19 protein-coding genes are annotated in these 19,808 nt (G+C 71.7%); 7 read left to right on the top strand and 12 right to left on the bottom strand.

Annotated elements, in window-relative coordinates:
• Positions 1-137: 137 nt before the first annotated feature.
• Positions 138-1,601: a PAS domain-containing sensor histidine kinase gene (locus tag ABZ857_RS36055; RefSeq protein WP_357052600.1), complete on the bottom strand. Its 1,464-nt coding sequence runs from the start codon at positions 1,599-1,601 to the stop codon at positions 138-140.
• A 68-nt stretch (positions 1,602-1,669) separates the two neighbouring features.
• On the opposite strand from ABZ857_RS36055, the gene ABZ857_RS36060 reads away from it, so the two are divergent.
• The 5 genes from ABZ857_RS36060 (at position 1,670) to ABZ857_RS36080 (ending at position 7,261) form a co-directional block, all read left to right on the top strand.
• Positions 1,670-2,857, top strand: coding sequence for an 8-amino-7-oxononanoate synthase (locus ABZ857_RS36060; RefSeq protein WP_357052603.1), 1,188 nt, complete (start codon positions 1,670-1,672; stop codon positions 2,855-2,857).
• Positions 2,854-3,582 carry a GntR family transcriptional regulator gene (locus ABZ857_RS36065; protein WP_079316286.1) on the top strand — a complete coding sequence of 243 codons (729 nt, stop codon included), beginning with the start codon at positions 2,854-2,856 and terminating at the stop codon, positions 3,580-3,582. The genes ABZ857_RS36060 and ABZ857_RS36065 overlap by 4 nt, the downstream gene beginning before the upstream one ends.
• 151 nt (positions 3,583-3,733) lie before the next feature.
• Positions 3,734-4,456 carry a dethiobiotin synthase gene (gene bioD / locus ABZ857_RS36070; RefSeq protein WP_357052606.1) on the top strand — a complete coding sequence of 241 codons (723 nt, stop codon included), beginning with the start codon at positions 3,734-3,736 and terminating at the stop codon, positions 4,454-4,456.
• A 34-nt stretch (positions 4,457-4,490) separates the two neighbouring features.
• Positions 4,491-5,489: a biotin synthase BioB gene (gene bioB / locus ABZ857_RS36075; protein ID WP_357052609.1), complete on the top strand. Its 999-nt coding sequence runs from the start codon at positions 4,491-4,493 to the stop codon at positions 5,487-5,489.
• A gap of 125 nt (positions 5,490-5,614) precedes the next feature.
• Entirely contained in the window at positions 5,615-7,261 is a 1,647-nt protein-coding gene (locus ABZ857_RS36080) for an acetolactate synthase (RefSeq protein WP_357052612.1), read from the top strand.
• A gap of 51 nt (positions 7,262-7,312) precedes the next feature.
• On the opposite strand, the gene ABZ857_RS36085 is transcribed toward ABZ857_RS36080, so the two are convergent.
• Positions 7,313-9,010 (bottom strand): serine/threonine protein kinase, encoded by a 1,698-nt coding sequence (locus tag ABZ857_RS36085; RefSeq protein WP_357052614.1) that lies wholly within the window; start codon positions 9,008-9,010, stop codon positions 7,313-7,315.
• Between the two features lie 488 nt (positions 9,011-9,498).
• On the opposite strand from ABZ857_RS36085, the gene ABZ857_RS36090 reads away from it, so the two are divergent.
• The gene (locus ABZ857_RS36090; RefSeq protein WP_357052616.1) at positions 9,499-9,876 is read left to right on the top strand and encodes a hotdog domain-containing protein; all 378 of its coding nucleotides are present in this window, start codon (positions 9,499-9,501) and stop codon (positions 9,874-9,876) included.
• A gap of 31 nt (positions 9,877-9,907) precedes the next feature.
• Here ABZ857_RS36090 and ABZ857_RS36095 read toward each other — a convergent pair whose 3' ends face one another.
• From ABZ857_RS36095 to ABZ857_RS36130, 8 genes are all read right to left on the bottom strand, one after another.
• A complete protein-coding gene (locus ABZ857_RS36095) occupies positions 9,908-10,120 on the bottom strand; it encodes a biotin/lipoyl-binding carrier protein (RefSeq protein WP_357052619.1) in 213 nt (70 codons plus the stop codon).
• A gap of 31 nt (positions 10,121-10,151) precedes the next feature.
• Positions 10,152-11,486 (bottom strand): biotin carboxylase N-terminal domain-containing protein, encoded by a 1,335-nt coding sequence (locus ABZ857_RS36100; RefSeq protein WP_357052622.1) that lies wholly within the window; start codon positions 11,484-11,486, stop codon positions 10,152-10,154.
• A gap of 133 nt (positions 11,487-11,619) precedes the next feature.
• The gene (locus ABZ857_RS36105; protein ID WP_357052625.1) at positions 11,620-12,909 is read right to left on the bottom strand and encodes an HD domain-containing phosphohydrolase; all 1,290 of its coding nucleotides are present in this window, start codon (positions 12,907-12,909) and stop codon (positions 11,620-11,622) included.
• Complete coding sequence (locus tag ABZ857_RS36110; RefSeq protein ID WP_357052628.1) at positions 12,906-14,261, bottom strand: HD-GYP domain-containing protein; 1,356 nt, start codon at positions 14,259-14,261, stop codon at positions 12,906-12,908. Before ABZ857_RS36110 ends, ABZ857_RS36105 begins: the two co-directional genes overlap by 4 nt.
• 310 nt (positions 14,262-14,571) lie before the next feature.
• Positions 14,572-15,474 (bottom strand): hypothetical protein, encoded by a 903-nt coding sequence (locus tag ABZ857_RS36115; RefSeq protein WP_357052630.1) that lies wholly within the window; start codon positions 15,472-15,474, stop codon positions 14,572-14,574.
• Between the two features lie 50 nt (positions 15,475-15,524).
• Positions 15,525-16,442, bottom strand: coding sequence for an NAD-dependent epimerase/dehydratase family protein (locus ABZ857_RS36120; RefSeq protein WP_357052633.1), 918 nt, complete (start codon positions 16,440-16,442; stop codon positions 15,525-15,527).
• Positions 16,443-16,572: 130 nt separating this feature from the next.
• Entirely contained in the window at positions 16,573-16,839 is a 267-nt protein-coding gene (rsrA, locus tag ABZ857_RS36125) for a mycothiol system anti-sigma-R factor (RefSeq protein ID WP_357052636.1), read from the bottom strand.
• The gene (locus ABZ857_RS36130; RefSeq protein WP_142565707.1) at positions 16,836-17,477 is read right to left on the bottom strand and encodes a sigma-70 family RNA polymerase sigma factor; all 642 of its coding nucleotides are present in this window, start codon (positions 17,475-17,477) and stop codon (positions 16,836-16,838) included. The genes rsrA and ABZ857_RS36130 overlap by 4 nt, the downstream gene beginning before the upstream one ends.
• 249 nt (positions 17,478-17,726) lie before the next feature.
• Between ABZ857_RS36130 and ABZ857_RS36135 the strand changes: the two genes are divergently transcribed.
• Entirely contained in the window at positions 17,727-18,467 is a 741-nt protein-coding gene (locus tag ABZ857_RS36135) for a methyltransferase domain-containing protein (protein WP_357052639.1), read from the top strand.
• Between the two features lie 28 nt (positions 18,468-18,495).
• Here the strand turns inward: ABZ857_RS36135 and ABZ857_RS36140 are convergent, their stop codons facing one another.
• Together ABZ857_RS36140 and ABZ857_RS36145 are read right to left on the bottom strand one after the other, a co-directional pair.
• The gene (locus ABZ857_RS36140) at positions 18,496-18,828 is read right to left on the bottom strand and encodes a TraR/DksA family transcriptional regulator (protein WP_357052642.1); all 333 of its coding nucleotides are present in this window, start codon (positions 18,826-18,828) and stop codon (positions 18,496-18,498) included.
• A gap of 141 nt (positions 18,829-18,969) precedes the next feature.
• Positions 18,970-19,731, bottom strand: a complete 762-nt coding sequence (locus ABZ857_RS36145; protein ID WP_357052645.1) for an SOS response-associated peptidase — start codon at positions 19,729-19,731, stop codon at positions 18,970-18,972.
• Positions 19,732-19,808 lie beyond the last annotated feature (77 nt).

A 19,808-nucleotide genomic window follows, 5' to 3' on the forward strand; every position in this document is an offset into this window, starting at 1 on the left:
GGGACGGCCGTGCGGCCTCCCGCCCATAGGGCCGTCTGTCCACCAACGCATCGCGTCCACTATGGCATCCCCCACACCGGTCTCGCACAGCGGGACCCCCTGTGGAGCCTCCCGCCATCCGGAGGACCGGCGGGAGATCAGCCCGACTGAACCGGGATGCTGAGGCTGACCTCGGTGCCCCCGCCTTCTCTCGCGGCCACGCCCAGGCGGCCCGACAGCTCGCCCACGACCAGCGTACGGACGATCTGGAGCCCGAGGCTCCCGGTGGCGTCCAGGTCGAAGTCCTCGGGCAGGCCCCTGCCGTCGTCGGCCACCGTGAACTCCAGCCGGTCGGCGTTCCGGGAGACCGCCACCTGCACGTTCCCGGAGGAGTGGGCGAACCCGTGCTCGACCGCGTTCTGCAGCAGCTCGGTCAGCACCATGGCGATGGGGGTCGCGACCGCGGCGGGCAGCACGCCGAAGCTGCCGACCCGCTTGATCGCCACCTGCGCGAGCGCCACCTCCGCCGTCATCGCGATGACCCGGTCGGCGATGTCGTCGAACTCGACCATCTCCTCCGGCATCTGGGCGAGGATCTCGTGGACGATCGCGATCGAGCCGACCCGGCGTACGGCCTCGTTCAGCGCCTCCTGGCCCTCCGGGTTGTTCAGCCGGCGCGCCTGGAGCCGCAGCAGCGCGGCCACGGTCTGCAGGTTGTTCTTCACCCGGTGGTGGATCTCGCGGATCGTTGCGTCCTTGGTGAGCAGCTCCCGCTCGCGCCGCCGCAGCTCGGTCACGTCGCGGATCAGCACCAGCGCGCCGATGCGGCCACCGCCGACGATCAGCGGTATCGCGCGTAGCTGCACGACCGTGCCGCCGTTCTCCACCTCGGTCTCCCGGGGGGCCCGCCCGCTGGCGACGAGCATCAGGTCCTCGTTGATCGGCTCGTCGGAGTAGCACAGGTCGGCGGTCGTCTTCCCCAGGTCCGCCCCCACGAGGTCGGCGTGCAGGCCGAGCCTGCGGTAGGCCGACAGCGCGTTGGGCGAGGCGTAGGTGACCCGGCCGGCCTTGTCCAGGCGGAGCAGGCCGTCGCCCACCCGGGGCGACCTGACCAGGATCGGCTCCTCCTCCGCGAAGGGGAACCTGCCCTCGGCCACCATCTGCGCCAGGTCGGACGCGCTCTGCAGGTAGGTCAGCTCCAGCCGCGACGGGGTGCGCGCCGACGACAGGTTGGTCGAGCGCTGGATGACCCCGATGATCGGGCCGTCCTTGCCCCGCCGCACCGGGATCGTCTCCTCGCGCACGGGCACGCCGCTGGACCAGTCGGGGTCGCCCTCCCTGCAGATGCGGTGCTCGCTCCAGGCCACGTCGATCAGTGGCCGCTCCCCCGTGGCCATGGACATGCCCACGACGTCGTCGTGGTAGACGGTGGGGCCGGTCGTGGGCCGCATCTGGGCCACCGCCACCCACCTCGTGCCGCCCTGGTCGGGAACCCACAGGATGAGGTCGGCGAACGACAGATCGGCGAGCAGCTGCCAGTCCGAGACCAGCGAGTGGATCCAGTCGACGTCGGCGGGATCGAGCGCGGTGTGGCGCGACATCAGGTCGCTGAGAGTCGGCACGAGTGCATGATGCGCCGCCGTCCGGGTCGAAAGCGAATCGACCTTCGCGACCTGGCAAGATGCACCTCATGACAGGGCCGTTGGACAGACTGCGCGTGGCCGCCGCCGAGCGGGAGGCGGCGGGCCTGCGGCGTGCCGTCCGCCCGCGCACACCCGACCACGACGGCCTGCTCGACCTGGCCTCCAACGACTATCTGGGGCTCTCCCGGGACGAGCGGCTCATCGAGGCGGCCGTACGGGCCACCCGTGAGTGGGGGGCGGGCTCGACGGGATCACGTCTGGTCACCGGCTCCACGCGGCTCCACGCCGAGCTGGAGGACCGGCTCGCCGCCTTCACCGGAGCGGCCCGGGCCCTGGTGTTCTCCTCGGGCTACCTCGCCAACCTCGCCGCGGTCGCCGCCCTCGGGCGGGGCGGCCTGATCGTCTCGGACGCCGGCAACCACGCCTCGATCGTGGACGCCTGCCGGCTGTCGCGGTCGCGGGTCGTGGTCACGCCGCACGGGAACGCGGAGGCGGTGGACAAGGCCCTGGCCGAGCGTGCCGAGGAGCACGCCCTCGTCGTCACCGACGCCGTCTTCTCCGTCGACGGCGACCTCGCGCCGCTGCGCGCCCTGCACGAGGCGGCCGTACGGCACGGCGCGCTGCTGGTGGTGGACGAGGCCCACGCGCTCGGAGTGGTGGGCGACCACGGCAGGGGCGCGGTGCACGCGGCGGGCCTCGCCGGGTCTGCGGGGATTGTGAGAACTGTCACGTTGTCGAAGTCCCTGGGCTCGCAGGGCGGCGCCGTTCTGGGCGCCCCCGAGGTGATCGACACGCTCGTGGACACCGGCCGGTCGTTCATCTTCGACACCGGCCTCGCGCCATCCTGCGCCGGTGCCGCCCTGGCCGCTCTCGATATCCTGGAAGGCATCGCTGACCTGCCCGGACGCGCCCGGCAGCGAGCCCGGGAGCTGTCCGCGCTGGCCCGCGAGCTCGGCCTGGAGACGACCGATCCGGCGGCCGCCGTGGTGCCGGTCGTGCTCGGCTCGCCCCGGCTCGCCCTGTCAGCGGGGGCCCTGTGTGCGGAACTCGGGGTCCGCGTGGGATGCTTCCGCCCACCATCGGTGCCTCAGGGCCGGTCCTGTCTGCGGTTGACCGCGAGGGCCGATCTGAGGTCCGATGATCTCGCGGTGGTCCGGGGTGCGCTCACCGCTGTGGCCGAGTTGACGATGTCGCCTGAGTTGGGCGATGTGGTCGAGTTGAGGGTGGACAGGTGACGGAGCACAGCGAGGACTCTCCCCGGGTTCCGAAGTACTACGACGTGAAGCGCAGCCTTCTGGAGCTCACCAAGAGCCTGCCCGCGGGCAGCGCGCTCCCGCCCGAGCGCACCCTGGCCGTGCGCTTCGAGACCTCCCGGACGACCGTCCGGCAGGCGCTGTCGGAGCTCGTGGTCGAGGGGAGGCTGCTGCGCATCCAGGGCAAGGGCACGTTCGTCGCCCAGCCCAAGGTCGCCCAGGTGCTCCAGCTCACCTCCTACACGGGTGACCTGCGCACGGTGGGCCTGGAGCCGGACACCAAGATCCTCGACATCAGCTACATCACCGCCGACGAGGCGCTCGGACGGCGGCTGGCGATCAACCCCGGCGGCCGGGTCCTGCGGATCCACCGCCTGCGCCTGGCCAACGGCGAGCCGATGTCCATCGACACCACGCACCTGTCCGCCCGCCGGTTCCCCCGCCTGCGGCGCGAGCTGGAGGTGCACTCGTCGCTGTACGAGACCCTGCACAACGCCTACAACGTACGGCTGACCGACGCCGAGGAGGTCATCGAGACCGTGCTCGCCACGCCGTACGACGCGCAGGTGCTGGGAGTGGACGTCGGCCTGCCCATGCTGCTGCTGACCCGGCACGCGTTCGACGCCGACGGCAACCCCGTCGAGTACGCTCAGTCGCTCTACCGCGGCGACCGCTACAAGTTCGTCACCCGCCTCCGCCGCCCCTGACTGGAAATACCGAGCGAGCCGAGGGGCGCGCCGCCAATCTGGACTGAGGAGAGAGGGAGTGAGGAACGAACTCCCGAACGACGAGGGAAGATGGCGGATATAAGCGCCCCCCACAGCGAAGCGGGAAACACAGAGCGAAGCGGGAAACACAGTGAGCATTCTCGTGGTGAGCGGGACGGACACCGGCGTCGGCAAGACGGTGGTGACGGCCGCGCTCGCCGTCCTGGCCGGGGAGCGGGGCGCGACGGTCGCGGTGGTGAAGCCGGCGCAGACCGGGGTGGCGGCCCGGGAGCCCGGGGACCTCGACGAGGTGATCCGTCTGTCGGGGGTGACGACGACCTTCGAGATGACGCGGTATCCCGACCCGCTCTCCCCCGCCGCGGCGGCCCGGATCTCGGGCCTGCCACCGCTGTCGCTCGCGTCGGCGGCGGCCCGGATCGAGGAGCTGGCCGAGTCGCACCGGCTGGTGCTCGTCGAGGGCGCCGGGGGCCTGCTGGTCCGCTACGACGAGGAGGGCGGCACCCTCGCGGACCTGGCGCGGCGGCTGCACGCCCCCGTCCTCGTGGTGGCGCGCGCCGCGCTGGGCACGCTCAACCACACGGCGCTGACGCTCGAAGCCATGGCGCACCGGGGCCTCGACCTGGCGGGCGTGGTGATCGGGTCCTGGCCGGTCGATCCGGGGCTCGCCGAGCGGTCGAACGTCGCCGACCTGGAGATGCTCGCCGCCCGGCCGCTGTCGGGCGCGCTGCCGGAGGGAGCGGGCGCGCTCGGCCGGGAGGCGTTCGCCGGCGCCGCCCGCGCCGGGCTGTCTCCCGCGCTCGGCGGCATGTTCGACCCGGCCAGATTCCGCTCGACCCTTAAGCTGCCCCTGTGACAGGAGTGCCGCCGAGGACCGACGGGAGTGCCGCGTGAAGACCGACATCCTGGAGATCGCCCGCGTACAGGTTCTGGACGAGGGCAGGGGGCTCGACGCGGCCCAGGCGCTGGAGTGCCTGACGCTGCCGGACGAGCGCCTGCCCGACCTGCTCGCCCTGGCGCACGAGGTGCGGATGAAGTGGTGCGGCCCCGAGGTCGAGGTGGAGGGGATCGTCTCGCTCAAGACCGGCGGCTGCCCGGAGGACTGCCACTTCTGCTCGCAGTCCGGCCAGTTCTCCTCTCCGGTCCGCGCGGCCTGGCTCGACATCCCCTCGCTCGTCCGGGCGGCCGTCGAGACGGCCGCGACCGGGGCCACGGAGTTCTGCATCGTGGCGGCCGTACGCGGACCGGACCGGCGGCTGATGGACCAGGTCCGCGAGGGCGTGAAGGCGATCCGCGAGGCGGTCGACATCAACGTGGCCTGCTCGCTCGGCATGCTCACCCAGGAGCAGGTGGACGAGCTGGCCGAGATGGGGGTCCACCGCTACAACCACAACCTGGAGACCGCCCGGTCGCACTTCCCCCGCGTGGTCACGACGCACACCTGGGAGGAGCGCTGGGACACCTGCCTCATGGTCCGGGAGGCGGGCATGGAGCTGTGCTGCGGCGGCATCGTGGGCATGGGAGAGACGCTGGAGCAGCGGGCCGAGTTCGCCGCCCAGCTGGGCGAGCTGGAGCCGGACGAGGTGCCGCTCAACTTCCTCAACCCCCGCCCGGGCACTCCGTTCGCGGACCAGCCCCTCGTCGAGGGCACCGAGGCGCTGAAGACGATCGCGACGTTCCGCCTCGCCCTGCCGCGTACGATCCTGCGGTACGCCGGGGGCCGCGAGCTGACCCTGGGCGACCTCGGCACGAGGGACGGCATGCTGGGCGGCGTCAACGCCATCATCGTCGGCAACTACCTGACCACCCTGGGCCGGGCGCCCGAGCGTGATCTGGAGCTGCTCGCCGACCTCAGGATGCCCATCAAGGCGCTTTCCCAGACCCTCTGATTCTGCGGGGGCGGAGTAGCCGCGACGACACCGGGCATCAGCGGGGGTGACCGACGTTCTCCTGTGACTGGAGGGCATTGGCCGCCCATCTGTTCCGGTAAGTGACCGACTGGTAGGTTCACCCTATGGAGTCCCCCAAACACGCAGGCGACATCGCCGTCTCCGTCTCCCAGGCCTACGGCGTGGACACGATGTTCACGCTGTCCGGCGGGCACGTCTTCCCCTTGTACGACGGGGCCGTCCATCAGAACATGCGCATCCTCGACGTGCGCCACGAGCAGAGCGCGGTGTTCGCGGCCGAGGCAACGGCCCGGCTGACCCGCAAGCCCGGCCTCGCCGTGCTCACGGCCGGCCCCGGCGTCACCAACGGCGTCTCGGGGGTCGCCACCGCCCACTACAACGGCTCCCCGGTCGTCGTGCTCGGCGGTCGCGCCCCGCGCTCACGCTGGGGCTCCGGGGCCCTGCAGGAGATGGACCATCCGCCGCTGTTCGAGCCCATCACCAAGCTCGCCTTCACCGGGTCGGGCGCGGACTCCATCGGGCAGGACGTCGAGATGGCCTTCAGGACCGCCCTGGCCCCGCACCGCGGCCCGGTGTTCCTGGACGTCTACATGGACGACCTCTTCTCTCCGTCGCCCGAGTACGTCTCGGAGACGCTGACCCCGTCGCCGCTGGAGCCCGACCCCGAGGCGCTCGCCGGCATCGCGGGACTGCTCGCCGAGGCCGAACGCCCGGTGCTGGTGCTGGGCTCGGACGTGTGGATGGAGCGCGCCGAGGAGGCCGCGCGGGACTTCGCCGAGGAGTGGCGCCTGCCCGTCATCCCCAACGGCCAGGGGCGGGGCATCCTGCCCGCCGGGCACGAACTGCTGGTCACCCGCGCCCGGGGCGTCGCCTTCGGCCAGGCCGACCTCGTCATCGTGGTCGGCACCCCGCTCGACTTCCGGCTCGCGTACGGCTGGTTCGGCGGCAAGGAGGGCGCGCCGCTCGCCAGGGTCGTCCACATCGCCGACGCGCCCTCCCAGCTCGCCACGCACACCGGCCTGTCCGGCTCGGCCGCCGGCGACCTGTCGGTCGTCTTCTGGGGGCTGTCGGCGGCCTGCGGGAGCGGCGGGGTGAACCCCAAGGCGTACGAGCCGTGGGTGAGCAGGCTGAGCGAGGCCGCCGCGGCGGCCACCGCGGGGGACGCGGCCTTGCTGGAGTCGGACGCCGACCCCATCCATCCGATGCGCATCTACGGCGAGCTGAACAAGGTGCTCGCCGACGACGCGGTCGTCATCGGCGACGGCGGCGACTTCGTCTCGTACGCCGGCAAGTACGTCGAGCCGCGCCGCCCGGGCAACTGGCTCGACCCCGGCCCGTACGGCTGCCTCGGCACCGGGCTCGGCTACTCCGTCGCGGCCCGCCTGGCGAGACCGTCGTCGCAGGTCGTGCTGCTGCTCGGCGACGGAGCGGCGGGCTTTTCGCTGATGGACGTGGACACGCTGGTCCGCCACCGCCTGCCGGTCGTCATGATCTGCGGCAACAACGGCATGTGGGGCCTGGAGAAGCACCCCATGCAGATGCTGTACGGCTACGACGTGGCGGCCGAGCTCCAGCCGCAATGCCGCTACGACCAGGTCGTCACCGCGCTCGGCGGCGGCGGGGAGCTCGTCACGTCGCCTGACGAGATCGGCCCGGCGCTGCGCCGCGCGTTCGACTCCGGCGTGCCCTACCTGGTGAACATCGCCACCGACCCCGCGGTCGCCTACCCGCGCAACACGACCGGAGTGTGACCTTCGGCGGAGCCCGGCGCACGTCCGTCGCGCGGGGCTCCGCCGGCAGGGTCAGGACGCCGCGGGAGTGCGGCTCTCGGCCGGGCTGGGCGACGGACTGGGCGAGGGGGACGGGCATTCCCTCTTCACCATGAACGTGACCTCCGTGCCCTCCTTCACGAGCGTGTTCGCCGCCGGTTTCTGGCTGACGACCACTCCCTTGCACTCCTCCGGGCCCTCGTGAGCGGGTTTCGGGGTGAGACCCAGCATGTTGAGCCGCGCCAGCGCCGAGCTCTCCGGGAGGTTCTTCAGCTGCGGCACCTTGATCATGCCCTCGGTGGAGCTCGGCGAGGGCGACGGGGAGGCGGAAGGGCTCGGTGACGCGCTGGGAGTCGGGCTCGGCGTGGGGCTCGGCTTCCTCGGGGGCGTGCTGGGCCGCGTCACCGGAGGCTTCGTGGACGGGGTTGTGTGCCGTCTGGCGCTCCGCTCCGGCGACGGGCTCGGCGAGGGACTCGTCACGGTGAGAGACGCGGCGGCCGAAGGCGCGGGCGCGCCGGACCCCGCCAAGGCCATGTTGATGCCGAGGACGGCCAGGCCGCCGACGACGACGACCCCCGCCACCCCGGCCGCGAGCGGCATCCCCCGGCCCTTCCTGGACCGCTGCGCCGCGCGTCGCGCCGTACGGGCGCCCTGGTGCGGTGTGGCGACAGTGGTCGGCGGCACGGGCGGGGCGTCGTTCCAGGACTCCCGGGTGACGCGATAGGTGTGACCGGTGGCCGGGACGGCCTCAGGTCCGCCCGGATAGGGGCCTGCCTGGGTGACCTCGCCCGCGGGCGGAAGCGGGGCCCCCATTCCCGTGGTGGCCGGGCCCGCGGTCAGGCCCTGCGGGCCGTACCCCCCTCCGGCCAGGCCCTGCGGGCCGTACCCCGTGACGGTGTCGGGAGCCGCGGCGCCGGGAGGCAGCACCGACTGCCGGGCGGCCTGGCTCATCGCCGCGGCGGACGGCCAGCGGCGGGCCGGGTCCTTCGACATGGCCCGTTCGACGATGGCCCGGACGGCGGGCGGCACGTCCGGCGGCAGCGGCGGCGGCTCCTCGCGAATGTGCTTGAGCGCGATCGTCACGGGCGAGTCGCCGTCGAAGGGACGCTGCCCTGCCAGGCACTCGTACGCCACCACGCCCAGCGCGTAGATGTCGACGGCGGGCGTGACCGGAGCGCCTTCGGCCTGCTCAGGCGCGCAGTACGCCGCGGTGCCGAGCACCATCCCGGCGTCGGTCAGGCGGCTGCCCTGGTCGGCGCGGGCGATCCCGAAGTCGGTCAGCACCAGCGTGCCGTCGGAACGCACCAGCAGGTTGCCCGGTTTGACGTCCCGGTGCACGATCCCCCGCTCGTGCACGGCCTGGAGGGCGGAGGCGGCCTGCGCGATGAGCTCCATCGCGGGCTCGGCGCCGATGCGACCGAGGCGGGTCAGCAGGCGGTCGAGGGGCTCGCCGTCGACGAACCGCATGACCAGGTACGCGGTGGAGCCGTCGCCGGGGACCTCGGTGACCCCGTAGTCGTAGACGTCGACGACGCCGGGGTGGTTGACGGTCGCCATCGCCCGGGCCTCACCCTGGAAGCGGACGGCGAACCCGGGGTCGTCGAGGCGACCGGGGAGAAGCACCTTGACGGCGACGGTGCGCGCGAGGACGGTGTCCTCACCACGCCATACCTCGCCCATGCCCCCGGCGCCGAGCCGGGCGTCCAACCGGTAACGCCCAGCCAGGGTCATGCCTTGGGCCACCATTTGCGCCCCGTACCCCCTAAGTCACTCGACCCCCGAAGGTGTCCAACAAAGCAGGTTCGTGTCGCGGGTAGATAACGACAAGTTCACGGAACCCTGTACGCGTAAGGGATCCAGGCTCGGGGGTCGGAAGTCGAGCCTACCTGTTATCCGCCCGTACTACCGTGCACCGAGCACCGTGCCGTCCAGTTCCTGGGCGTGACCTGGACGACCATGCGGCGGCGGCAGTGCGGGCAGTAACGCGGTGGCTCCATCACCCTGGCGGCCAGGCAGGCCACGTGATCACCGTCTCCGGCCGGACGGCCGCAGTGATCGCAGTAGAGGTCCACAGTGCACCACCCTAACCGCTGCCCCGCCTCCGCCACCCGAAAGCATGATGGAGTGCCCGCTGCCGATTAAGACGCTTCCCGGCCCCATTTAGTTGCCTGGCAATCTCCACGGGCATCGGGGAATGACCACCCAATAGGCTGACCCGCATGAGTGTTGCTCCAGGTCTGCACGCCGAGGTCCTCATCATGGTCGAGCGCGAGGACACGGCGATCCGGGTCGGCAGCGGCGACGTGCCGGTGCTGGGCACGCCGCGGCTGCTGTCGTTCGCCGAGGGCGCCACGGTCAAGGCCGTCCAGCATCACCTGGAGCCCGGACAGACCACGGTGGGGACCAAAGTGCTGATCGAGCACCGTCTGCCCAGCCCGGTCGGGATGCACGTCGAGATCGGCGTCGAACTCACGGAGGTGGACGGCAGGCGGCTCGTCTTCTCCGTCAGGGCCGTCGACAAGACCGGCGCCCTGGTCGCCACGGGCACGATCGAGCGGGTCGTCGTGGACCGGGAACGGTTCCTCTCCCGTCTCTGAACCTCCGGCCCGCTCTACTCTCGACGACGCCCTACTCGATGACGGCGATGACGTCTCCCTCCTGGACGACGTCGCCCTCCTTCACCTGGAGCTTCGAGACGGTCCCGGCGTCCTCGGCGAGAACGGGGATCTCCATCTTCATCGACTCCAGGATCACAAGGGTGTCGCCCTCCTCGACGACGTCGCCCTCGCTCACGACGATCTTCCAGACGTTCGCCACCATCTCGGCGCGCACCTCGGCCACCCGGGAACTCCCCTCAACGTAATCCAGCAAATCAGGCTTTTCTCATCCGGGAGACCAGCCCGGTGTCGTAGTCCCCGCTCACGAACTCGGGATGGTCGAGCAGCTCGGCGCAGAACGGCAGGTTGTGCTTCGGGCCCTCGATACGGAACGCGGCGACGGCCTCCCGGCCCCGCTCCAGCGCCTCCTCGCGGGTGGCGCCGGTGACGCAGAGCTTGGCCATCAACGGATCGTAGAACGGCGTGACGGTGTTGCCCGCCGTGTATCCCGAATCGATGCGCACCCCCTCGCCCCCGGGCTCCTCCCACACAGCGATCTTGCCAGGACCGGGCAGGAACCTGCGTGGGTCCTCGGCGTAGACGCGGAACTCGATCGCGTGGCCGCTCACCCGCGGCTCGACGGAGTAGACCTCGCCGGCCGCGACGCGGATCTGGTGCTCGACGAGGTCGAGACCGGTGACCAGCTCGGTGACGGGGTGCTCCACCTGGAGGCGGGTGTTCATCTCCAGGAAGACGAAGTCCTGGGCGTCCGCGTCCACCAGGCACTCCACCGTGCCCGCGCCGCGGTAGGCCACCGCCTCTCCGGCCCGTACGGCCGCCGCGAGCATCCGCTCGCGCAGCTCCGGGGTCACGCCGGGGGACGGGCTCTCCTCCACGACCTTCTGGTGGCGCCGCTGGACCGAGCAGTCCCGCTCGCCCAGGGCGACCACGGTGCCGTCGGCGAGGCCGAGGATCTGCACCTCGACGTGCCTGGCCCGCTCGATGTAGCGCTCCAGCAGGATGGCGGGCTCGCCGCCGAAGCGGGCGGCCGCCCGGCAGGCCTGCTCGAACGCCTTGGCCAGCGACTCGTCGTCGCGCGCCACGCCCATGCCGATGCCGCCGCCCCCGCCGGCCGCCTTCACCATCACGGGATACCCGATCTCCCTGGCGGCCCGCTCCGCCTGGGCGAGGTCGGACACCGGCTCTCTGGTCCCCGCGGCGACCGGGACGCCCGCGGACTCCATCAGGTTGCGGGCGTTGATCTTGTCGCCCATCTGCTCGATGGCCTTGGGGTCCGGGCCGATCCAGACGAGGCCGGCGTCGATCACCGCACGGGCGAACGCGGCGTTCTCCGCGAGGAACCCGTATCCGGGGTGGACCGCCCGCGCTCCCGTCGTACGGGCGGCCTGGAGGACCTTGTCGATGTCGAGGTAGCTCTGGGCAGGGTTCGCGGGACCGAGGAGCACGGCGTCGTCGGCCTCACGCGCGAACGGCAGGTCGGCGTCCGCCTCGGAGTGGACCGCGACGGCGCGCAGCCCCATGCCCCGCACCGTGCGGATGATCCGGCGGGCGATTTCACCACGATTGGCGACGAGAACTGAGTCGAACACGCAGCCAACTCTAGGATGATCCCCCGCTCCGTCCCCCCGCCCGTTCCGACTGAACGCGAGGGTCGAATCTGTAGGGTCGCCACAACAACAACGGGCCCGGCGTGGCGCTGGAGGCGTTTCGATGCTACGTCTGCTACAAGCGTGTTACGAGCACGAGCCGGTCGACGACGCGTGCCATCGCCTCCACCACTCCGGGGTCGTAGGCCGACCCGCCGTCGAGCCGCAGCCGCTCCAGGGCCGCCGCCGCGCGGTCCCTGTCGGTCGATCCGCCCACGAGGTCGTCGTACGCGTTGGCGGCCTTGATGATGCGGCTGGCCGTCGGCGGAGACTCGCCGAGCGTGTCGCACTGCCGCCGGACGATCTCCGCGACGCCGTGCAGGACGCCGGTCTTCCTGATCACCTCGGCGCCCAGCTCGGCGATCCGCCGCGCCTGCGCGGGGTCGGCCAGCACGGTCGCGCCGCCGGGGATCGGGTCGCGCAGCGAGAGCTGGCCGATGTCGTGCATGAGCGCGGCGTACTCCAGCTCAAGCAGCTGCGGCTCCGCCATGCCCAGCTCCCGGCCGATGGCGACCGACAGCTGGCTGACGCGCCGCGAGTGGCCCGGCTCGACGTACCCGCCGACCTCGGTGACCCGGCTCAGCGCGCGCACGGTCTGCAGGTAGGTCGCCCGGATGCCGGCGTACTTGCGGAACGCCACCTGCGTGACGAGCAGCGGCGCGGCGAACGCGGGCAGCGCGGTCATGTCCATGCTGTGCGAGGCGAGCGCGAGCAGGATGCCCGACGCCGCGACGGCGGCGCCGAGCGGCGCGGCCATCCTGATCTCATCCCGTACGGCCACGACGAACGCGGTCCTGACCTGGTCGGCCCGGAGCATGGCCGCGATCACCACATCGGCCGCGAGCATGATCGTGACGAGCGCGGCCATCACGCCGAGGGCCGGCCACCAGTTGCCGTGCCGGTCGGCGGTGTCCCGGGCGAGCTCCCCCAGCGGGCCGGTGAGCGGCCGGTAGGCGAAGGCGAGCAGCGCCCCGGCGAGCAGCCGCCGGGCCAGCGCGTCGAGACGGGGCGGCCGGCCGACCGCCAGGTGCGGCAGCCCGCCCGCGATCATGCCGACCGACATCACCGCCACGACCTGCAGGGCCGAGTGGTGCGCCGGCCGTCCGCCCACGTCGAGCAGCAGGGCGTATCCGAGGGAGGCGGCGGTGGAGATCGGGGCGACCTCGCGGTTGCCGGGCATCGTGAGCCTGGCCAGTTCCCCGGCGGCGATGAGCGCGCCGAACCCGATGGCGACCCGCGGATCGGTCAGCCCCTCGGCCGCGGTGTGGGCGATCCCCGCCACGGTGAGCATCCCGGCGGCGCAGATGAGCAGGAGCTGGCCCGAGTCGAGCCCCACCGGCCTGGCCGTCAGCCGACGCTCCCTCACCGCTCCGACACCACCTGGATGGGCGTCGTCGGGTCGTCGTGGTCCTTCGCCGTGGTCTCCACGGCGGGGTCGTCCGGCGGGACGGGCACCGGCTGGGCCAGGTCCCAGCCGTGCCGGTCGAGCGCCTTGACGAACGCGCACACCATGTCGGGGTCGAACTGCGTCCCCGCGTTCTTGCGCAGCTCGGCCACGGCGAACTCGATCGACTTGGCCTTGCGGTAGGAGCGGTCGGAGGTCATGGAGTCGAACGCGTCGGCCACCGCGATGATCCGGGCGAACTCGGGGATCTCCGGCCCGGCCAGCCCCATCGGGTAGCCCTTCCCGTCATGTCGTTCGTGGTGGTGCATGATCCCGGCGAACGCCTCGTCGAGGAAGTCGATGCCCCGCACGATCTCCAGCCCGCGCATCGGGTGGAGCTGGATCGCGGCGTACTCCTCCTCCGTCAGGCGGCCGTCCTTCTGCAGCACCTTTGTCGGCACGCCGAGTTTGCCCACGTCGTGGAGCATCCCGGCGTACCGGATCGCGCGCAGCCGCTCGGTGCCCATCCCGATCTCCTCGGCGATCATGGAGGAGGCCGCGGAGACCCGCGTGCAGTGCCCGCGCGTGTAGTAGTCCTTCGTCTCCACCGCCTGGCACAGCGCCGCGATGGTCGCGTCGTACGCCCGCTGCTCGGCGTGGTAGTGCCCCAAAGCCCACCGGGCCACGAAAAGCGGCAGCAGCACGAGCACGGCCGAGATCGACTGCACCGTCGACCACAGGGCCGCGATCAGCAGGCCGAAGGTGGCGAAGCCGACGTAGGAGCTCAGGAACTGCACCATCACGCGGAGCGAGACCTGGTCCTTGTGCACCGCGGACGCCAGGCGCAGGATGACGGCGGTCAGCGCGAAGTTGACGGCCACGAAGACCACCGTCGCCGCGGCGTACGGCACGAGGATGCCCGGGAAATCGGCGGGCTCGGGCAGTTCGGCCCGCCCTCCCGCGCTCTCGTAGGCCCACCCCGCGGCGTACCCGCACAGGGCGTACTGCGCGCCGTTGAACAGCCGTTTCACCATCGGCAGGCCGGGGCGCACGCTCACGACCGCGGCCAGCCCGACCAGGGCCGCGCCCTCGGGGCCGACGAGCACCACGGCGGCCAGCGCGGCGGAGAAGCTCACCGACACGGCGACGTTCGGCACGTTGAGCAGCGTCGGGACCGACTCGCAGAGCAGGAAGAGCAGCGCCAGGACGAGAAGCGCGGACCAGTCCTCCGCCCCGAGCCCGTGTTGCACGAGGAGACCGCGCGTGATCACGAGAACGGCGGTTCCGACGAGCGCGACGAAGTAGACCCTGGCGGGCCACGGAAGTTCCCGCATGGCGGCCACCTTGAATGCGGATCGGACCCGTGGGCCGACCCTGGCGGACCGGCCCACGGGCAGTGACTACGTCCAGGAGATCCCCGGGGTGCCGGCCGCGAGACCGGCCAGAGCGACCACCGGAGTGAGCAGCGCCAGCGCCACTATCAGCCTGACGACGGTCTTCCCTAGCATTGCGCCGCCTCCACGTCGATGTCGCACTCAGGCTACAGAAGGGCCGATGGCCGGTCCGGGATGTCGCGACCATCGCAGCCAAACCGTAACCAAGCCATCACACGGCGTGCAATTGCACCGGTTTGTCAGGGCCCTTTCACGGGGTGAGCCGGGTCAACAGCCGACGGACGTCGTCGTCCACCTCGGCCTGGAGCATGCGGTTGTCGACGCCGGGCGTGCAGTCGTACGCGACCTGCACGCCCGCGGGCGGTCCCTCGGCGTACCCGAAGACCAGCCGGTAGTCACGGTCGTCCGCCTCCGGGCCTCCCCCCTGGCACATGCCGTCGCTCGGCGCGGTGTCCAGGTCGTCGAGCGCCGCGGCCAGCTCCCGGGCCGCCGCCGCGCCGTGCTCGCGCCTGGGCGGCCACTTCTCGCCCCCGTCCAGGCACACGAGAACCCACTCAGGCTCTCCCGGCACCATGGCGTCCTCCTGTCCCCGGCGGTCGTTCGGGGCACGGCAGGGGTCGTCCGGCCCGGCCATCCGCCACGTCCCCTCCCGATAGGCGGTGGTCAGGGCCTTCCCGACGTACGAGGGGGTCCCGACCGTGCCGTTCGTCGTCCCGGCGCAGGAGTTCACCTCCTCGGCGCTGCCCACCCACAGCGCCGAGCCGTCGGGGTACGCGAACCGGACCAGGTAGTTCGTCATCGGCCCGCCCACCGCCGTACAGGCGTGAACGACCTCGCGGGTGGTCACCGGCAGGTACGCGAGGTCGCGGGCCATCGCCACCGCCTGGTCGGTCAGCGTCCGCGACCCGCCCAGCCGTTCGCCGCCCGGATCGGTGTTGGTGCCGGGATAGGCGCAGATCAGCGCCCGGACCGGCGAGCCGGGCACCAGCGACTCGTCCGCGCCGTCCACGTCCGCGGCGGCCGGCACCCAGCCGCCGATGCCCTCGCCGCCCCAGCGCTGCGGACACGCGTCCGGCACCGCCCTCGGCTCTGGAGCGCACGCGGCCAGTACGGCTCCCGCGCACACGGCGACGACGACGGCGATCCAACGCATCACAAGCATCAGACGTCCGCCCCGGCCGTCCGGTTCAACGGTGAAACCCATCAGGCGAGCGCCTGGTGGGCCCATTCGACGGTGGCCTTGAGGCCCGTGGGCAGGTCGTGCCGGGGACGCCAGCCGAGGGCCTCGTACGCCGGAGCGGGGTCGACGGCCATCGCGGGAAGGTCGCCCATCCGAGGAGGCTCGAAGCGCGGCTCGTCGGGTGCTCCGGCCGCCGCGGCGATCAGGCTGTGCAGCTCACGGTCGGTGGTCTGGACGCCGGTGCCGAGGTTGACCCGGCGGCCGTCGCCCTGCGGCCCGCAGGCGCGGGCGAAGCCGTCCACCACGTCCTCCACGAAGACGTAGTCGCGCGTCTGGGATCCGTCGCCGTAGACGACCGTGGGCTTCCCGGCCAGCAGGGCGTCGGTGAAGATGGCGACCACCCCGGCCTCGCCCTCGGGCGACTGGCGCGGCCCGTAGACGTTCGACAGCACGAGCGTGGTGTATTCGAGCCCGTGCAGCGCCCGGTAGGTGGCGAGGTAGAGCTCGCCGCCGAGCTTGGACGCGGCGTACGGCGAGCGGGGATCGGTGGGGGCGTCGCCCGGGACCGGAATCGCGGCCGGCCTGCCGTAGACGGCGACGGAGGAGGCGTAGACGACCTTTCGGGCCCCGGCGCGGCGGGCGGCCTCCAGGACGTTGACCGTGCCCTCGACGTTGATCCCGGCGTCGGTCACCGGGTCGGCGACGCTCCTGCGCACGCTGATCTGCGCGGCGAGGTGACAGACGACCTCCGGCCGCCAGCGCTCGGCGATCTCCGCGAGCGCGGGGTCGCGCACGTCCATGACGTGCAGGGGGGCGTCGGCGTTGCGCACGTGCCCGGACGACATGTCGTCCACCACCGCGACCTCGTGACCGTCCGCCAACAGCCGATCGACGAGGGTGGACCCGATGAATCCCGCCCCGCCCGTGACCAGTGCCCGCATGTCCCCGTCCTTCCCGGCCTGTAACGGAAGATCCTAACGAGCACTGCCCCGGCACGGCCCGGTCACGCCCCCGCGATCGCCTCTAGAGAGGACGCGGCGAAGCGGCCGTCACCCCCTCGGAACCGCCGGACTAGTCCGCCATCTCGGCGCGTACCTGCTCGATCCGGGTGAGCACCTTGCTGCGCAGGTCCTGCGGGACGGGGTCGCACCCGCAGTGTTTGGCCACGAGCCGCTTGACGGCCTCCTCGAGGCCGTACTCCTCCAGGCACGGGCCGCACTCGTCGAGGTGCTTCCTGATCTCGGCGATGCGGTCGCGGTCCAGCTCGCCGTCCAGGTAGGTGTACACCCGGTCGAGCACCTCGCTACACGGGGTGTCGTGGTGGTTCCCGCAGCTCATCGCTCCTCCTCGCCAAGCGTTCCGCCGAGCCCCGCGCCGCGGGAGTCCGACCGCACGAGACCGCGGTCGCGCGCGTAGTCCTCGAGCTGGTTGCGCAGCTGCCGGCGGCCGCGGTGAAGGCGCGACATCACGGTCCCGATGGGAGTGCCCATGATCTCGGCGATCTCCTTGTACGGGAAGCCCTCCACGTCCGCCAGATAGACGGCGATGCGGAACTCCTCGGGGAGCGCGGCGAGCGCGTCCTTCACGTCGCTGTCGGGAAGGTGCTCGAGCGCCTCGATCTCGGCCGACTTCAGCCCGCTGGACGTGTGCGACTCCGCCCGCGCGAGCTGCCAGTCCTCGATCTCCTCGGTGCCCGCCTGCTTGGGCTCCCGCTGCTTCTTCCGGTAGCTGTTGATGAACGTGTTGGTGAGGATGCGGTAGAGCCAGGCCTTGAGGTTCGTCCCCTCCTGGAACTGGTGGAAGGAGGCGAAGGCCTTGGCGAAGGTCTCCTGCAGGAGATCCTCCGCATCCGCTGCGTTTCGGGTCATCCGGAGCGCGGCCGAGTACAGTTGGTCGAGGAACGGCATGACGTCGCGCTCGAACCGCTCACTGCGCTGCTCCAGAGTCTCCTCGGCTGTCTTGGAGACCGGACCCACCCCCTTCAGGACACCGTACCCAGCCGAGGATACCGGCCCGGCAACGTCCAGCCCGTCGAGGCCTTCTGGCAGCACCAACGTCTTCATGCCCAACTGCAACAGGGCGGGCGTAGAGTCTGTTCCCGGTGCAGATTGAGGTGACGAACGACCCGGTGCGGGGAAAAAAGTAAGCACCGGCTTGGTAGCCCGGAAACCGAGTTTCGCTGTCTCACGCCCATGCGCGGGGCAGCCAGAGTCCAGGAGCCGCTCGTGCTGCCTATACCGGCCAACGAACTCAACGGTTCTGGCACGCTCGGGCCGTACTGGACCTTCTATCACGCGGTCGTCGCCGAGCAGCTGCGCCAGTGGCTGCCCAGCCGTCCCTCCCTCCTGCTGGACCTGTCCGGCGGACGGGGGCGGTGGCCGGCCCAGGCGGCGCGCGCCGGTCACCGGGTGATCGAGGTCATGGACTTCCGCAGGCCGGCCGAGCCGTGGCTGCGGGACGCCTCCGACCGCATCCAGAAGGTGCGCGCCGACAACCTCGGTTTCCTGCCCGACGGCTGCGTGGACGGCGTGATCGCCGAGGAGCGCGTGCTGTCGGTCGAGATCATGGCGGAGTCCGTCATCGAGGACGTGGCCCGGGTGCTGCGGCCCGGCGGGCGCGCGCTGCTGTGCGTCGACTCGCTGGTCCTCGGGATGGCGATCCTGGCTGAGCAGAACTACTGGGCGCACCTGTGCCAGACGGGGGAGGTCATGCTCATCCCCTGGCCCGACGGCAGCATCACCCGCTGCTTCACCAGCCAGCAGATACGCGAGCTGATCACCGGCGCCGGCCTGGAGGTGGAGTGGGTGCGCCCGCGCACCGTGCTGTCCCCCTCCACCGTCGACCACGTGCTGAGCACGGAGAGCAAGTCGCTGTCCTGGCTGGTCCGCACCGAGCTCGACACCCAGGCCGACGGAGACGACACCGTCGGCATCCACCTGGTGGCCAGCGCCCGCAAACCGTTGTGAACGCTCTCCCGGTGTTTGTCAGCGGCCCTCAGCGGCGGCGCTCGGCCCGCGACTGGCACTGCACACAGCGGGCCGCCTCGGGGCGGGCCTCCAGCCTGCCCTCGGGAACGAGCGCGCCGCAGTCGACGCAGCGGCCGTAACCGCCGTCGTCGAGCCGTCGCAGCGCGGCCAGCACGGCCGTACGCTGCCGGGACGCGGCGTCGAGCATGGCCCGGGTCCGGTCGGCGTCGGTGAGGCCGGCCCCCGCGTCGGCGAGGGACCTGTCATGCCCGGCGGCCGGATCCCCACGCAGCACGCTGATCGACCGGTCGAGCTCGGCGAGCATGCTTTCCAGGCGCATACGCGCGGTCGCGACGTCCACGGATCCGCACCTCCGGGAGTGGGGGAGTCACCCGTCCAGGAGCCCCCGGTCTCCTGGCCGGTCAGCGGCCGGTCACCTTCCGTGCGACCGCTTTCTCGAACGGATGCCCACTTCGCGCGCCGTCTACACCCTCACCGCGGGTCAGAAGAGCCGTGGGACGTCGTCGCCCTCCAGGGGCTCGACGAGCTCGGGACCGTTGTGGCGGACGTTGTTGACGGCGTCCGACACCGCGTACGCCTCCAGGCGGTCCGGGCCGGCCGGCACGAGCAGGCCCGTGGGGTCGGTCAGGTGCGGGTCGAGCCACTCCGCCCAGCGCTCGCGCTCGACCATCATCGGCATCCGGTCGTGGATGCGGCCCAGCTTGTCCGTCGCCGTGGTGGTGATCACCGTGCAGGTGCACAGCCACTTCAGCGGGTCGTCGTCCGGGCGGGTGGGGTCCTTCCAGAACTCGTACAGGCCGGCCATGGCGAGCACGCCGCCGTCGGCGGGGTGGATGAAGAACGGCTGCTTCTTCCTGCCCTCCAGCGGCATCCACTCGTAGTAGCCGTCCGCCGGGATCAGGCAGCGCCGGGACTTCAGCGCCCTGCGATAGGACGGCTTCTCCGCCACCGTCTCCACCCTGGCGTTGATCATCCGCGCACCCACCGACGGGTCCTTGGCCCAGCTCGGCACGAGTCCCCACCGGACCACCCGCAGCTGCCTGACGGGCTCGGCGCCCGGGCTCTCGCTGCCGTCGTCCTTCGGCACGCGGCACATCACCGCGTAGACGTTCTTCGTGGGCGCGACGTTGTAGTCGGGCCGGAGTTCGCCGCCGGGCACCTGGTCGGGCACACCGTCCAGCTCGACCTGGAACTCCTCCAGCAACTCCTGCTTCTTGCGCGCAGACGCGTACCTCCCGCACATGCCACCAAGACTGCCACTCCCGCGGGCCGCCCGCGCTCTGCCGACGGTGCGGACAAGCGTGCGCGCACTAAGCTTGC

Origin of the sequence: Microbispora sp. NPDC046933 (genome assembly GCF_040644635.1) — a bacterium.
In the GTDB taxonomy this organism is placed as follows: domain Bacteria; phylum Actinomycetota; class Actinomycetes; order Streptosporangiales; family Streptosporangiaceae; genus Microbispora.

Coding starts and splice junctions, on each gene's coding strand:
- ABZ857_RS36080 (WP_357052612.1), top strand. CDS start 5,615: ATGGAGTCCCCCAAACACGCAGGCGACATCGCCGTCTCCGTCTCCCAG.
- ABZ857_RS36085 (WP_357052614.1), bottom strand. CDS start 9,010: ATGACCCTGGCTGGGCGTTACCGGTTGGACGCCCGGCTCGGCGCCGGG.
- rsrA (WP_357052636.1), bottom strand. CDS start 16,839: ATGAGCTGCGGGAACCACCACGACACCCCGTGTAGCGAGGTGCTCGAC.
- ABZ857_RS36120 (WP_357052633.1), bottom strand. CDS start 16,442: ATGCGGGCACTGGTCACGGGCGGGGCGGGATTCATCGGGTCCACCCTC.
- ABZ857_RS36060 (WP_357052603.1), top strand. CDS start 1,670: ATGACAGGGCCGTTGGACAGACTGCGCGTGGCCGCCGCCGAGCGGGAG.
- ABZ857_RS36090 (WP_357052616.1), top strand. CDS start 9,499: ATGAGTGTTGCTCCAGGTCTGCACGCCGAGGTCCTCATCATGGTCGAG.
- ABZ857_RS36145 (WP_357052645.1), bottom strand. CDS start 19,731: ATGTGCGGGAGGTACGCGTCTGCGCGCAAGAAGCAGGAGTTGCTGGAG.
- ABZ857_RS36110 (WP_357052628.1), bottom strand. CDS start 14,261: ATGCGGGAACTTCCGTGGCCCGCCAGGGTCTACTTCGTCGCGCTCGTC.
- ABZ857_RS36115 (WP_357052630.1), bottom strand. CDS start 15,474: ATGCGTTGGATCGCCGTCGTCGTCGCCGTGTGCGCGGGAGCCGTACTG.